At 69.6% G+C, this 13573-nt stretch carries 11 protein-coding genes and 2 tRNA genes; 5 read left to right on the forward strand and 8 right to left on the reverse strand.

The window, feature by feature from the left end:
* Positions 1 to 377 precede the first annotated feature (377 nt).
* Positions 378 to 1376 carry a transglycosylase SLT domain-containing protein gene (locus ABVN73_RS07975; protein WP_353857546.1) on the forward strand — a complete coding sequence of 333 codons (999 nt, stop codon included), beginning with the start codon at positions 378 to 380 and terminating at the stop codon, positions 1374 to 1376.
* An 85-nt stretch (positions 1377 to 1461) separates the two neighbouring features.
* On the forward strand, positions 1462 to 2220 hold the full coding sequence (locus tag ABVN73_RS07980; protein WP_353857547.1) for a hypothetical protein: 759 nt from the start codon (positions 1462 to 1464) through the stop codon (positions 2218 to 2220).
* A 110-nt stretch (positions 2221 to 2330) separates the two neighbouring features.
* Here the strand turns inward: ABVN73_RS07980 and ABVN73_RS07985 are convergent.
* From ABVN73_RS07985 to ABVN73_RS08000, 4 genes are all read right to left on the reverse strand, one after another.
* Positions 2331 to 2406 (reverse strand) — tRNA-Glu (locus ABVN73_RS07985).
* A 38-nt stretch (positions 2407 to 2444) separates the two neighbouring features.
* Positions 2445 to 2520, reverse strand: a tRNA-Glu gene (locus ABVN73_RS07990).
* A gap of 69 nt (positions 2521 to 2589) precedes the next feature.
* Positions 2590 to 3639 carry a low specificity L-threonine aldolase gene (locus ABVN73_RS07995; protein ID WP_353857548.1) on the reverse strand — a complete coding sequence of 350 codons (1050 nt, stop codon included), beginning with the start codon at positions 3637 to 3639 and terminating at the stop codon, positions 2590 to 2592.
* Positions 3636 to 3962, reverse strand: coding sequence for a hypothetical protein (locus tag ABVN73_RS08000; RefSeq protein WP_353857549.1), 327 nt, complete (start codon positions 3960 to 3962; stop codon positions 3636 to 3638). Before ABVN73_RS08000 ends, ABVN73_RS07995 begins: the two co-directional genes overlap by 4 nt.
* Positions 3963 to 4008: 46 nt before the next feature.
* Here ABVN73_RS08000 and ABVN73_RS08005 point away from each other — a divergent pair, with 46 nt between their 5' ends.
* Together ABVN73_RS08005 and rpoH are read left to right on the forward strand one after the other, a co-directional pair.
* A complete protein-coding gene (locus ABVN73_RS08005) occupies positions 4009 to 5061 on the forward strand; it encodes an RluA family pseudouridine synthase (protein WP_353857550.1) in 1053 nt (350 codons plus the stop codon).
* Positions 5062 to 5244: 183 nt separating this feature from the next.
* The gene (rpoH, locus tag ABVN73_RS08010; RefSeq protein WP_109069601.1) at positions 5245 to 6129 is read left to right on the forward strand and encodes an RNA polymerase sigma factor RpoH; all 885 of its coding nucleotides are present in this window, start codon (positions 5245 to 5247) and stop codon (positions 6127 to 6129) included.
* A 55-nt stretch (positions 6130 to 6184) separates the two neighbouring features.
* Here the strand turns inward: rpoH and ABVN73_RS08015 are convergent, their stop codons facing one another.
* The 4 genes from ABVN73_RS08015 to ABVN73_RS08030 all read right to left on the reverse strand — a co-directional run bounded on the left by ABVN73_RS08015 (position 6185) and on the right by ABVN73_RS08030 (position 11536).
* Positions 6185 to 6712 carry a hypothetical protein gene (locus tag ABVN73_RS08015; protein WP_353857551.1) on the reverse strand — a complete coding sequence of 176 codons (528 nt, stop codon included), beginning with the start codon at positions 6710 to 6712 and terminating at the stop codon, positions 6185 to 6187.
* Between the two features lie 33 nt (positions 6713 to 6745).
* Positions 6746 to 8788, reverse strand: coding sequence for a serine/threonine protein kinase (locus tag ABVN73_RS08020; protein ID WP_353857552.1), 2043 nt, complete (start codon positions 8786 to 8788; stop codon positions 6746 to 6748).
* 203 nt (positions 8789 to 8991) lie between these two features.
* A complete protein-coding gene (locus ABVN73_RS08025; protein ID WP_353857553.1) occupies positions 8992 to 10284 on the reverse strand; it encodes an adenylosuccinate synthase in 1293 nt (430 codons plus the stop codon).
* Between the two features lie 88 nt (positions 10285 to 10372).
* Positions 10373 to 11536, reverse strand: coding sequence for an ATP phosphoribosyltransferase regulatory subunit (locus ABVN73_RS08030; protein ID WP_353857554.1), 1164 nt, complete (start codon positions 11534 to 11536; stop codon positions 10373 to 10375).
* 293 nt (positions 11537 to 11829) lie between these two features.
* On the opposite strand from ABVN73_RS08030, the gene ABVN73_RS08035 reads away from it, so the two are divergent.
* Positions 11830 to 13539: a hypothetical protein gene (locus ABVN73_RS08035; protein ID WP_353857555.1), complete on the forward strand. Its 1710-nt coding sequence runs from the start codon at positions 11830 to 11832 to the stop codon at positions 13537 to 13539.
* Positions 13540 to 13573 lie beyond the last annotated feature (34 nt).

Here is a 13573-nt window from a genome sequence, read left to right on the forward strand (position 1 = left end):
GATGAGGTATCGTCTCCGGACATACGGGAGGCTTCATGACTTTGCTCAAAAGGAAAAGGCCGGCTGGCTTTCACCAACCGACCTCAAATCTCCTTTGCGGGACAGCCATGTCTATGGCCAACGATGAATTCGCTCATTCATCCTTCCGCAGGTCCGCTGCCAGCGGTTCTTCTTCTCTGTATAGGCGGCGTTTCCGTCCCTTAGCGGAAGTCTTATTTCGTTGTGTTCCGCTTCCTCTCTTGGCTGGGACCATATCGCATTACGTCTTTCGTGGACAGCCGGACGTTGGCTCTAACGCGGCGATCTTCCCGCATACGCCGAAAGACCGGCCCGCTCCACCAATCGGAGAAAAGCGCGCCAAGGCGGTCAAAAGCGCGATGGCGCTGGTCGCCGGCGGGCTGATCGCGTCCTTTCTGACGGCGTCGCCGGCCATGGCGCAAGAGGCGTCCGCCGAGGGCGCTTCGGTCCAGACGGCGGCGGCCCAGCCACCCGCCTTCCAAAGCTCGACCGAGCGCACGATCCGCGCTCTGGAGGCGCTCGCCAGCAAGGGCAGCGCCCGCGCCCAGTACGAGCTGGCCATGCGCTACGAGGTCGGCAAAGGCGTGAACCGGGACGAGAGGATGGCCCTCTCCCTCTATTGCCGGGCGGCCCGCCAGGACTACCCCGAGGCGGCCTACCGCGCCGGGCGGATGCATCTGGCCGGGCGCGGCGCGGTGGCGAAAGACGAGGAGCTTGGCCGCTCCTGGCTGCGCCGCGCCGCTCTGCTGGGCAACGAGGACGCCGCGCAGATGGTCAAGCCGGCCAGCACCGCCGCCAAGGGCGCGGCGGGCAAGGCGCCCGACCGCTGCGAGCCACCGAGCGTGCGCTGGGGCGTGATCCGCATGCCGCCCAAGGAAATCCGCGCCATGGTCACCAAGATGGCCCCCAGCTACGGGCTCGACCCCGATCTGGTGCTGGCGGTGATCGCCGTGGAGTCCGGCTACCGCGTGGATGTGGTGTCGGAAAAGAACGCCATGGGGCTGATGCAGCTCATCCCCGAGACGGCGGAGCGCTTCGGCGTGACAAAGCCCTTCGACCCCGAGCAGAATCTGCGCGGCGGCATGAAGTATCTGCGCTGGCTTCTGGCCTATTTCGACGGCAACGTGACGCTGGCGCTGGCCGGCTACAACGCCGGCGAAGGGGCGGTTGTCCAGTACAAGGGCGTCCCGCCCTACCGCGAGACGCAGGACTATGTGGTGAAGGTCCACAGCGTCTACCCGCGCCGCGTCCACCCCCACGATTCCAGCGTGGTGCGCTCCGCCGGCCTGCCCGCCGCCAAGCAGGAGGAGGTCGCCGAGCTGAGCGTCTCCCGCTCCGGCGGCGCGCCGAAACGCTGACGCCGACCGTCCTCCGCGCTCAATTCGGCGGCCCCACCCGGCGATTTCCCGTATGATCGGGCATCGCCGACAGCGGGGACCACCGATGAGCAGCGCGGACGGAACGAACTCCGACAAGCATTACTGGCACCAGTACACCGACACCTACCGTCAGGCCTTCGAGACGCTGGGCCCGGTGCGGATCATCCTGGAATACGGGGTGTTCCGCGGCGATTCGATCCGCTGGCTGCGCTCCCGGTTTCCGGACGCCTTCATCATCGGGGCCGACATCCTGGAGCCGCAGCCGGACTGGCCGCAGGACGACCGCATCCAGTATGTGCGATTCGACCAGAACGATCCCGACCACATCGGGCGCAGCCTGCGGGCCAACGGCATCCAGTTCGATCTCATCATCGAGGACGGCAGCCACATCCCCCAGCATCAGGCCTGGTGCCTGACCCAGTCCCTGCCCCACCTGCGGAGCGGCGGCCTGTACATCCTGGAGGACATCCACACCTCGCACCCGGATCACAGCCTCTACCGGGCCTATTGCGCCGATTACGCCCAGCCCCCGGCCACCAGCCTCCAGGTTCTGCTCGCCCTCCAGCACATCCGGGCGGCGGGCATCCCCTTCACCGATGCGACGGCCGCGGACTTGGCGTCGAAGGATTTCTTCACGGCGGACGAGGTGAAGGCGCTGCACGCGGACATCGCCGGGATCGAGCTGTACCGGCGCACGCGCCTGCCCCTGCGCTGCTACAGCTGCGGCGGCAGCGATTACGACTATGCGGCGCTGCGCTGCCGCTGCGGCGTTGCGCTCTACGAAACGGCGGACTCGATGTCCTTCCTGATCCGCAAGGCCTGACGGGAGGACCACGCCGGAACGGCGTCGGCGCAAGGAGCCGAAACGATGACGGGCCGAAACGACGACGGCCCGCCGAAGGGCGGGCCGTGGATCGTTGATGCCGGAAAGGATGGCGTCCCCTAGGGGATTCGAACCCCTGTTACCGCCGTGAGAGGGCGGTGTCCTAGGCCTCTAGACGAAGGGGACCTTCATCGGGCGATGCTCGGTTGCCAGCCGAACGAAAGTGGCGTCCCCTAGGGGATTCGAACCCCTGTTACCGCCGTGAGAGGGCGGTGTCCTAGGCCTCTAGACGAAGGGGACAGTCTTTCGTCGTCTGACGACGTGGCGTCGTCGGCGTGGGCGGGTTTTTAGCGAACCCACCCGGCCCGATCAAGCCTTTTCTGACAGATCTTTTGCGATTTTCAGAAAAGAGTTCACAACGGCCTGCGGCGTGTCGAAGGCGGTGACCAGACGCAGCAGATCCCCCTCCCAGCGGTAGAAGCGGTAGCCCGCCGCCTCCAGCCCGTCGGCCAGCGCGGCGGGCAGGCGCACGAAGACCTCGTTGGCCTCCACCGGATGGGCCAGTTCCACCCCCGGCAGCGCGGCCAGGCCCTGCGACAGCCGGTCGGCCATGGCGTTGGCGTGGCGCGCCAGCCGCAGCCACAGGTCGTCGGCCAGCCAGGCGTCGAGCTGCGCCGACAGGAAGCGGCCCTTGGACACCAGATGCCCGGCCCGCTTGCGGAGGAAGCCGAAATCCTCGGCCAGCGCCGGGTTGAAGAACACCACCGCCTCGGCGGCGAGGCAGCCGCCCTTGGTGCCGCCGAGCGTCAGCACGTCCACCCCGGCCTTCCAGGTCACCTCCGCCGGGGCGCAGCCCAGCCGGGCCATCGCGTTGGCGAAGCGGGCGCCGTCCATGTGCACCGCCATGCCGTGGGCGTGGGCGACGTCGGCCAGGGCCGTCACCTCCTGCGGGCGGTAGACCGTTCCGGCCTCCGTCGCCTGGGTTAGGCTGAGGGCGGCGGGCTGCACCCGGTGGACGACGCCGATGCCCGCCCCGGCCAGGGCCGCGGTGAGGCCGGCGGGGGTCAGCTTGCCGCCCTCCCCCGCCAGCGGCACCAGCTTGGCCCCGCCGGTGGCCATCTCCGGGGCGCCGCACTCGTCGACGTGGATGTGGCTTTCCTGGTGGCAATAGACCGCGCCGTAGGGCGGCACCAGCGCCGACAGGGCCAGCGCGTTGGCCGCCGTCCCGGTGGCGACCGGGAACACCGCCACCTCCGCCTCGAAGAGGTCGGACAGGCGGCGGGTGACGCTGGCGGTCAGCGGGTCCTGCCCATAGGGATCGGCGGACCCGACCGCGGCCGCGGCCAGGGCGTTGACCGCCTCCGGCGCCGCGCCGGCCACATTGTCGCTGCGGAAATCGTGCACAAAGGTATCGGTCATGGCGCGGCGGCTCCGGCGGTGACGGTTACGGCGATGGCGCCGGTGCGCGGGTCCATCACATAGAGACGGTCCGCGGCGTCCGGTATGGTGGCGCGGAAGACGACGCGGTTGCCCACCGCCACCGGGTCGCCCAAGCGCGCGCCCGCCGGCAGGCCCAGCGCGACCTCCTCCGCCCGGCCCGCCGGAGCGGCGACCCGCTCGGTCTCCGCGGCGGCCCGGCGCTCCGGATCGCTGATGCGCTTGTAGAGTTCGACGCCGAGGATCGCGAAGCCGGCGATGATCATCACGCCCATGATGACGACGAGTGCCTTGAGGAACTGCACGGTTTGGGGTCCACTCTCGCGCGAATGTGAGGAGTTTTGCCGAACGATGCCCGAACGCACCGAATTCGACGACGATGAGGACGAATACACCGGAACGCAGGACGGCGAAACCGGCGAAGGCGCGCGGCGGCGCTGGAGCGTTCCGGAGGACGCCGGCGGCCAGCGGCTCGACAAGGCCCTGGCGGGCGGACTTCCCGGCCTGTCGCGGTCGCGCGTGCAGGCGCTGCTGGAGCAGGGCTGCGTGCAGGACGGCAGCGGGCGGACGGTCACGGACCCGTCGATGAAGGTCAAGCCCGGACAAACTTTCGACGTTTTCATCCCCGAAGCTGAACCTGCACAGCCCGAGGCCCAGGACATTCCCCTGGACGTGGTCTATGAGGATGAGGACGTGTTGGTGATCGACAAGCCCGCGGGCATGGTGGTCCACCCCGCCGCCGGCAATCCGGACGGCACGCTGGTCAACGCCCTGCTTGCCCATTGCGGCGACAGCCTGTCGGGCATCGGCGGCGTGCGGCGCCCGGGGATCGTCCACCGGCTCGACAAGGACACCAGCGGCCTGATGGTCGTCGCCAAGAACGACCGCGCGCACCACGCGCTGACGGAGCAGTTCTCCGGCCGCACGCTCAGCCGCACCTACCAGGCCCTTGTCTGGGGGGTTCCCTCCCCGCGCGAGGGGCGGATCGAGGGCAACATCGGGCGCAGCGGCACCGACCGCAAGAAGATGGCGGTGGTCACCGGCGGCGGGAAACACGCGGCCACCCGCTACCGCGTCGTCCGCTCCTTCGGCACCGCGCTGGCGCTGGTCGAATGCACGCTGGAGACCGGGCGCACCCACCAGATCCGCGTGCACATGGCGCACATCGGCCACCCCATCGTGGGCGATCCGCTCTACGGCAAGGGGCGTGCCGGACGGGCCGGCGGCAAGCACGCCTCTGCCCTGCCGGAACCCCATCGCGAGCGGTTTGTTGGCTTTCCACGGCAGGCGTTGCACGCCGTTGGATTGACCTTCCGCCATCCCGCAACAGGGGAGACGGTCCGCTTCCAGGCGCCGCTACCCACGGATATTAAAGATTTGTCAGATTTCTTAGAATCCCTGTAATCCACTATACCCGCGCGCAGAAGTCGGTTATTCTTCGCGTCAACAGCCGCCCAGGCTCACGCTTGCATCCGGGACCATCCCCGGCGGATCGAACGGGCAAGCGGACGGTGAGGCGGCGCAGAACAGTGAACGGCCGTGTGCCCGTCAGAAGGCACGAACAACAGCCGTCGGAGAGGGTCCAACATGGCGACGATATCCAGCGTTCCGGTCATCAGTTCCGAAAGCAACCTCTCGCGCTACCTCCAGGAAATCCGCAAGTTCCCCATGCTCGCGGCGGAGGAGGAGTACATGCTGGCCAAGCGCTGGCAGGAGATCGAGGATTCGGACGCCGCGCACAAGCTGGTGACCAGCCATCTGCGGCTCGTGGCGAAGATCGCCATGGGCTACCGCGGCTACGGCCTTCCGCTGTCGGAGCTGATCTCCGAGGGCAACGTGGGCATGATGCAGGCGGTGAAGCGGTTCGACCCCGACCGCGGCTTCCGGCTGGCGACCTACGCCATGTGGTGGATTCGCGCCGCCATCCAGGAGTACATCCTGCACAGCTGGTCGCTGGTGAAGATGGGCACCACGGCGGCCCAGAAGAAGCTGTTCTTCAACCTGCGCCGCCTGAAGGGCCAGATGCAGGCCATCGAGGAGGGCGACATGTCACCCGAGCAGGTGCGCCACATCGCCACGACGCTCGACGTGCCGGAGCAGGACGTCGTCAACATGAACCGCCGCCTCGGCGCCCCCGACCATTCGCTGAACGCGCCGCTGCGCGCCGACAGCGAGGGCGAGTGGCAGGACTGGCTGGTCGACGAGACGGCGAACCAGGAAATCTCCCTGGCCGAGAGCGAGGAGCTGGGCAAGCGGCGCAAGCTGCTGACCGCCGCCATGGAGAACCTGAACGAGCGCGAGCGCGACATCCTGGTGGAGCGCCGCCTGCGCGACAACCCGACCACGCTGGAGGACCTCTCGCAGAAGTACGGCATCAGCCGCGAGCGCGTCCGCCAGATCGAGGTCCGCGCCTTCGAGAAGCTCCAGAAGGCCATCCGCAACGCCGCGGTGGAGCAGAAGCTGGCCGGGTAATCAACCCTCTCCCCTCTGGGGAGAGGGGCTATCAACAACGGTCACGTTGTGACCCTCACGCCCCGGCGGGTTCGGCCAGCTGGTCCTGCTCGTCCGGCGACAGGCCGCCCGCCTCGTCGAACAGGTCGCCGGCGACCTCCGGGCCCCATTCCTGGACCAGCCCGACCTTGACGTCCTTCAGCGCGCCGACCCGTTTCTCGGCGCGCATCACCTCGAAATTCGCCACCATCGGCGGAATGCCGAAATAGAGCGCCCAGCCGATCGCCGCGGCGCCGTACATCACCAGCCAGGACAGCGGGTCCATGAAGATCTTTCCCGCGGCGCCGATGGTGTGGTTGTGCTTCCACAGCTCGATGGCGTAGGGCATGCAACCGCAGAAGTTCAGGCCGCCGACGGTGATCGGCGCCGACTTCTCCGGGTCGCGGTCGGTGACGTAGGCGACGATGGTCGGGATCATGCCGATGCCGAACAGGATCGAGGTGGGCAGCACCACCAGACCCGCCGGGATGATCAGCAGGATCAGCGTCAGCATGCTGCCCTTGCGCTTCTTCTTCTTCCCGCCGCTCTTGCCGCCGCGCGCCATGGGGGTTCCCGATCCTAGGTTTGAAGGCCGCCGTCAGAAGGCGAAGAAGAGGATGATGCCGCCGACCAGGATGGTCGAGAGCAGGCTCGACACGATGGCCGCCACCTGCCGGCCGGAGCTTTCGATGATGCTGTTCCGGTCGCCGATGCTCTGCCGCAGCTTGTTGATCTCGGCGTCGGCCTCGCGGTAGGCGATCTGGGCGGCCTCGAACTCCAGCTTGTCGCGGCGCAGCGCCTCCGGGTCGTCGACGATCTTCAGCAAATCGCCGAGGCGCCCGTTGTGGGCCGCGGAATCGGCCTGCTTGCGCACGTTGTCCTGGTGCGGCCGGCTGTGGAAGCGGCGGAAGGCCGGGTCGAGCAGCGACACCACCCAGGCGGCGAGGTGCGACAACGAGTCGGTGCCGGTGCGCGCCTGCACGTCGGCCAGGATGGTCAGCATGGCGATCACCCGGCGCATCGGCTCGATGCTGGAGCCGAGCTGGGTGTAGAGCATCTCGTCGGTCCGCCGGTGCCGCACCGCCAGGAAGGCGGCGATGTGGCGGTCGATGGGGTCCTTGTGCCGTTCGCTCCCCGCCCCCATCCAGTCGAGCGCGCGCAGCAGTTCCGCCGGCGTGGTCGGCATCTGCTTGGCGACCAGCGGGCTGATGCAGGGCATGGTGGGGTTCATCTCGTACAGGACGCGCTCCACCCCCAGCCCGTGGCCCGTGCGGTCCAGCAGGCCGCGGACCTGGTCGAAGTTCTGCACCATCGGCACGAACTCCGGCTTGAAGTCGCTCTGCACGCTCACCCAGAACATGGGCAGCTGGTTGGCCAGCACCTCGGCCGACGGCTGCGGCGACTCGCCGCGCAGGAAGGCGTCGGCCAGCATGGTGCCGATGCCGTCGGGCATCATGGCCTTGCCGCGGTAGCGGATGGGCGCCGCCGGGTCCAGCGCCATGCAGACCCGCGCCACCAGCCGTTCGGCCATGCTGCCGCCCTTGCCGGTGGTCGAGGCGGTCTGCACCGCGTTCGCCACCGCCTCCGCCCGCGCGTCGTCGCCCATGGAGCGGCGCAGCCATTTGTCCAGCTCGCCGCCCTCGATGACCGTGGCGGCGGGCGCCACATGGCGGGCGAAGGCGCGGGCCAGCGTGCGGCAATGCCAATAGTCCTGGCCCTGGAACTCCAGCGGGCGGGCGGCGCGGCGCGGCACCTGCGGCTGCTTCGGGCTGAGGCGGCGGCCAGCGACCCACAAATCGAGGTCCTGGAGCGTCCAGCGCTGCTTGGGATCGTCCACCAGCAGGCCGCGGATCACCTCGCTGATGGCCAGCGGCAGGCGCATCTGGCCGACCAGCGCCGGGTAGGACCCGCGCTCGATCTTCGCCTGGAGGATCGCCTCGTCCTCCAGCGCGCCCACCGGGTTGCGGCCCAGCAGCAGCAGGAGCAGCGTCACGCCCAGCGAATAGAGGTCGTCGGCCATGGTGCCGGTGCCGCGCCCGGCCGGGGAGGCCATGCCGCGCTCCACCGTTTCCAGCAGAACCGGCTGGCCGTAGCCCGGCGGGGTGGACAGGCATTCGCCCAGCATCAGGCTGCTGGACGCCAGATCGCGGTAATAGAGGTTGGTGGGGCGGATCGCGCCATGGACCACGCCGCGGCTCGACAGCTCCTTCAGAGCCGCGACCAGGGGGTGGATGATCTGGCGGGTCAGATGATCCTCGGGGATCGGGTCCGTGGGCTCGGTCAGGCTGTTCATCAGCCGCTTGCCCGCCGGACGCTCGAAGATCATGCAGAGGCGGCGGCCCTGGCTCGCCGGCCAGTCCACCATGCCCCAGTCGAGCAGGCGCATATGGGCCTGGTTGTCGAGGCTGGCGATGGTGGCGGCGATGTCGGTGCGCGCCAGCGTGGCGCCGTGGCCGATCAGGGCGAAGGCTTCGGACCGCTTGTCACGCAGCGGCTTGGCCGTGTAGGCGTTGCCGCCGATGGTGTTGAGGGCGGCGAGCGGCGCGCTGGGAAGGATTTCGTACCGCTCGGCCAGCTTGACCGGCTCGGCGTTCGCCATCATCCGATCCGCGGCGGCTGCGGTCATGGCATCGGATGGCATGGCGTTCGAATCCCCGGAGCCTGCGAGCGTGTGCCAGCCTTAGTCGCTCGAAAAGGGCAAACAAATTGTTAACGCGGGGAAAGTGGCCGCGTCGGGCCCCCTCCCCGCCCCCCCCCGCTGACGCGGGAGAGGGAGATCAGTCCCTTCCCTCACCGAAGGTAGGGGAAGGGTTCGGGAGGGGACCCGAGGCCTAAACCTTCACCTCAATCCTGGAACGGATCGTTCATCAGGATGGTGTCGTCGCGCTCGGGGCTGGTGGACAGCAGGGCCACCGGGGCCTGGATCAGCTCCTCGACATGGCGGACATACTTCACCGCCTGGGCCGGCAGCTCCGCCCAGGAGCGGGCCCCGTGGGTGCTGTCCTTCCAGCCCTCGAAGGTCTCGTAGATCGGCTCGACGCGGGCCTGGGCGCCGGCGTTGGCCGGGAAGTAATCCAGCTCCTGCCCGTCCAGACGGTAGCCGACGCACACCTTGATCTCGTCGAAGCCGTCCAGCACGTCCAGCTTGGTCATAGCGATGCCGTCGATGCCGCCGGTCTTCACCGCCTGGCGCACCATCACGGCGTCGAACCAGCCGCAGCGGCGCTTGCGCCCGGTGACCACGCCGAACTCCTTGCCGCGCTGGCCGATCAGCTCGCCGACGTCGTCGAACAGTTCGGTCGGGAACGGGCCGGAGCCGACGCGCGTCGTGTAGGCCTTGCAGATGCCCAGCACATAGCCGACGGCGCGCGGGCCCATGCCGCTGCCGGCGGCGGCGTTGCCGGCCACCGTGTTGGAGGAGGTGACGTACGGATAGGTGCCGTGGTCGATGTCGAGCATCTGGCCCTGCGCGCCTTCGAACAGGATGCGCTTGCCGGCGCGGCGCAGCTCGTCCAGCGTCTTCCAGACGACCGAGGCGTAGGGCAGGACCTGCGGGGTGATCTCGCGCAGCGGGTCCAGGATGTCGGCCGGGGTCATCTCCGGCGCGCCCAGGCCGCGGAGCAGCAGGTTGTGATGGGCCAGCAGGGCGTCCACCTTCTCCTTCAGCACCGCCTCGTCGCCGAGGTCGCACAGGCGGATGGCGCGGCGGGCCACCTTGTCCTCATAGGCCGGGCCGATGCCGCGGCCGGTCGTGCCGATCTTGCCGGCGCCGCGGGCCTCTTCGCGCGCCTTGTCGAGCGCGCTGTGGACCGGAAGGATCAGCGGAACGTTCTCGGCGACCTGGAGCGTGGCGGGGGACACGTCCACGCCCTGGCTCTTGATCGCCGTCACTTCGCGGATGAAGGCCCAGGGATCGAAGACGACCCCGTTGCCGATGATCGACAGCTTGTTGGAGCGAACCACGCCCGAAGGCAGCAGGCTCAGCTTGTACGTCACGCCGTTGATCACCAGCGTGTGGCCGGCGTTGTGACCGCCCTGGAAGCGCACCACCACGTCGGCCCGGCTGGACAGCCAGTCGACGATCTTGCCCTTGCCCTCGTCGCCCCACTGGGCGCCGACCACCGCCACGTTGGCCATGTGTGTCTCCGCAAAAAAAGAAGGCAGAAAGAAAACGTTGCCCATGCAAAGGCGCCCCCGCGGCGCGGGGGTCGCCACTCGTGAAGTCTCAGGTCAGCGGCGTGACCGTGCCGCCGTCCAGCCGGTGGCCGCAGTCCAGCCGCCGGGCCTCCGCCGCCGCGTCCGCCACGGGGGCCAGCCCCGCCACGGTGACCCAGCCCTCGGCGCGCAGCTTGCCCGCCGCGGCCCAGGAGGTGCCATGCGGCACATAAACGCGCTTGGCCGGCTCCGGCGCCGGAACGGCGCGCAGGAGCGTGTCCATGTAGAGGGTGAAGCCGGTTCCCGGCTCGCCCTCCTCCTCCACGCCCGGACGCACCCCGGCGCGGTAGCGGCCACCCGCCCCCAGTTCGCCGCGCACGTCGCGCGTGAACAGGGTGAAGCTGAGGCCGGTCTGGTATTCGAAGCCGCGGTGTTCCACCAGATCGACGGTGATCGTCAGATCGGGGCGCGCGGCGCGCAGCAGGCCCAGGGCGTCGGTCAGGCGGCGCCGGTCCTTCTCCGCCGTTTCCGGCAGCGGCAGCGCCGACAGCACCTCCATGGCGCGCTCCGCCGGGCCGGAGGCGGCCATCAGCGTGTGCAGCAGCGAGGCCGCCGGGCCGCCGACCGCGCTCACCGCGGCGGCGTCCTTCTTGTCCAGCGCCTCGCGCAGGCGGGCGGTCTCCTCCTCGCCGAGGCCCAGGCCGCGGCAGACCCGCGCCACCATGGTCGGAACGCAGAGATCGACGGACAGGTGCCGCACCCCCACCCCTTCCAGGGCGTGGGCGGCGAGCAGGATCACCTCGGCGTCCGCCTCGGCCTCCAGCGGCCCGATCAGCTCGACGCCGACCTGGGTGATCTGCCGCTCGGGACGGAGTTGCGAGCCCTTCACGCGCAGCACCGGCCCGGCGTAGCACAGCCGCACCGGACGGGCGCCGTTCTTCAGCCGGGTGGTGGCGATGCGCACGATCTGCGGGGTGATGTCGGCGCGCACCGCCATCATGCGCTGGGACAGCGGGTCCATCAGCCGGAAGGTCTGCTTCGCCATGGCGGCGCCGGAACCGGACAGCAGATTGTCCTCGAACTCGACCAGCGGCGGCTCGACGCGCTCGTAACCGTGGGCCGTGAAGTCCGCCAGCAGGCGCGCCACCGCCGCCGCTTCGTGTGCCGCTTCGGGCGGCAGCACGTCGTGCAGGCCGGCGGGCAACAGGGCGGAGCTCAGGGAATCAGCGGGCATGGCCTGCGTCGTCTCGTCGAATGGGTGGCAAACCGTCGGCATGGCGAGAGCCCGCAAGTCCGATGGGCATGCGGTGCTCGGGCATACGGAGCGGGTCAATACCCCACCCCGCCTTCCTCATGCAAACGGAAAAGCCCCGCAGCCCGTGCCCGTCTCCCCTGCGCGGGCCACAGGCGCCCGTTCGGGGCGGCTCGGAACAGGGAGGCATTCCAATCGAATCATTGTTGAGTTTGATGCGAAATCTCCGGCATCCTGTGTACGAACCGTGCCAGCAGCAGCGGGGCAATGGCGCCATGGCACGCCCGTCCGCCAGCTACGAAGTCCAGATCTACCAGCAGGACCACTGGATCCTCGAAGGCCGCTTCGACACCGAGGCGGAGGCGCTGGCCTTCGGCCGCAAGGCGCTGTCCGGCGGCCGGGTCGAGGGCATGCGGGTGGTGCGCGACTGGCGGCGCCCGGACGGCCGCCACGTCGAGACGGAAGTCCATGTGGAGTTCCGTCAGGTCTCCCGCACGGTGGCCCCCTCCCCCATCGACGAGGCGCCGGCGCTCTGCCTCACGCTCGACCACTGCTACGGCGTGCAGAGCCGGATGACGATGAACCGCGTCCTGCGCAACTACGTGGAGCGCGCGGTGGTCACCCCGACCGAGGTGCTGCACAACCACGCGGAGCTGGCGCGGCTCCTCAACACCGACAGCCTCGTGCCCACCGCGGTCGGGCGGGTCGCCGCGCTCCAGGCGGAGAAGGCCGGGACCGACGGGCGCGGACGGCGCGACGCGCTGAACCTGCTGATGCACGAACTGACCGACCGGGCGCGCGCCGCCGCCGCGCGCAGGGACCTGCCGGCCATCGCCGCCACCGGTTTCCGCCCCATGTTCGACCGGCTGGATTCGACCCTGCCGGCGGAGGAGCGCGACTTCCTCGCCCGCGTGGTCCTGTCGCGCGAGCTGGTGCAGATGCGCAACTGGCTGGCCAAGCTGGATTTCCTCGGCGAGCTGGCGCGCGAGGACGGGGCCGCGGCCGACCAGCCGCTGATGCTGCTCGACGGGGTGATCGCCGACGTCCTAGGCGCCCCCTCGGTCGCGCAGGAGCTTCTGGGCGTCCAGGGCAGCCTCGCCGAGGCGCTGTGCAACCTGATCGACCTGTCGCGGGGCCGCCTGTCCCCCGCCAAGCGGGCGGAGGGCGACCGCGCCGTCCAGTTGAACGAGCTTCTCGCCTTCCACGACCTCGACCAGACGCGGCTGGTCATCCTGGATCTGGTGCGCCGGCAGTTGAAGGGCACGCAGCCGCTCCACCGCTCCGACCCGTCGCTGGAGATGGAGGCCTTCCAGGAGATCCTGAAGCGCACGCTCGGCCCCGACGGGCCGGCGGGCGGCGGGCCGATGGCCGAGGCGCTGGTCCTGCGCTACCTGCGCTTCCTGGAGGGCGGCGGGGCGCCGGGCCGCAAGCAGGCCATCGCGGAGGTGGCCGGCCGCATTCCCGACGCGCGGGACCGCGTGCGCTTCCTGCTCGCTCTGGCCGACTCCGATCTCGGCCATGGGCATGCCGGGGACATCGCCCGGCTGCTGCGCGCGCTGACCGGCAACCCGGCGGGCTATGGCCGCTTCGTCCATCCCCGCCTGCCGCCCCGCGACAATCTGGAGGCGCTGACCCTGCTTTACTGCCAGGCCGCCGAGTCGGCGTTGCCGGAGGAGACGCGGACCCGCCTGACCGGCGACCTCGACGCGCTTCTGGTGGCCTACATCACCGAGGAGCGCGTGGTGGAACGGCTGGACGATCCCGGCGATTCCCTGCGGTTGCGGGCGAACCGCCTGCTGCAGGTCTGCGCGCCGGGCATCCTGCGCAGCCGGCGGGCGCTGGAGATGGTCCGGCGCCGCGTCGTCGAGCATCTCCGCCAGCCGCAGTTCGACCGGAGATATGTGGAGGACCTGCCCGACGCGGCGGCGCAGCAGCGCGCCCTGCGGGACTTCCACCGCATGTTGGGAGAGGCCGGCTTCGTGTGAGGCCCGGACGGTCCGGCCGCCCCGATGCGGATGG

Origin of the sequence: Azospirillum formosense, assembly GCF_040500525.1 — a bacterium.
In the GTDB taxonomy this organism is placed as follows: domain Bacteria; phylum Pseudomonadota; class Alphaproteobacteria; order Azospirillales; family Azospirillaceae; genus Azospirillum; species Azospirillum formosense_A.

Coding starts and splice junctions, on each gene's coding strand:
- ABVN73_RS07975 (WP_353857546.1), top strand. CDS start 378: ATGGCGCTGGTCGCCGGCGGGCTGATCGCGTCCTTTCTGACGGCGTCG.
- ABVN73_RS07980 (WP_353857547.1), top strand. CDS start 1,462: ATGAGCAGCGCGGACGGAACGAACTCCGACAAGCATTACTGGCACCAG.
- ABVN73_RS07995 (WP_353857548.1), bottom strand. CDS start 3,639: ATGACCGATACCTTTGTGCACGATTTCCGCAGCGACAATGTGGCCGGC.
- ABVN73_RS08005 (WP_353857550.1), top strand. CDS start 4,009: ATGCCCGAACGCACCGAATTCGACGACGATGAGGACGAATACACCGGA.
- rpoH (WP_109069601.1), top strand. CDS start 5,245: ATGGCGACGATATCCAGCGTTCCGGTCATCAGTTCCGAAAGCAACCTC.
- ABVN73_RS08015 (WP_353857551.1), bottom strand. CDS start 6,712: ATGGCGCGCGGCGGCAAGAGCGGCGGGAAGAAGAAGAAGCGCAAGGGC.
- ABVN73_RS08020 (WP_353857552.1), bottom strand. CDS start 8,788: ATGCCATCCGATGCCATGACCGCAGCCGCCGCGGATCGGATGATGGCG.
- ABVN73_RS08025 (WP_353857553.1), bottom strand. CDS start 10,284: ATGGCCAACGTGGCGGTGGTCGGCGCCCAGTGGGGCGACGAGGGCAAG.
- ABVN73_RS08030 (WP_353857554.1), bottom strand. CDS start 11,536: ATGCCCGCTGATTCCCTGAGCTCCGCCCTGTTGCCCGCCGGCCTGCAC.
- ABVN73_RS08035 (WP_353857555.1), top strand. CDS start 11,830: ATGGCACGCCCGTCCGCCAGCTACGAAGTCCAGATCTACCAGCAGGAC.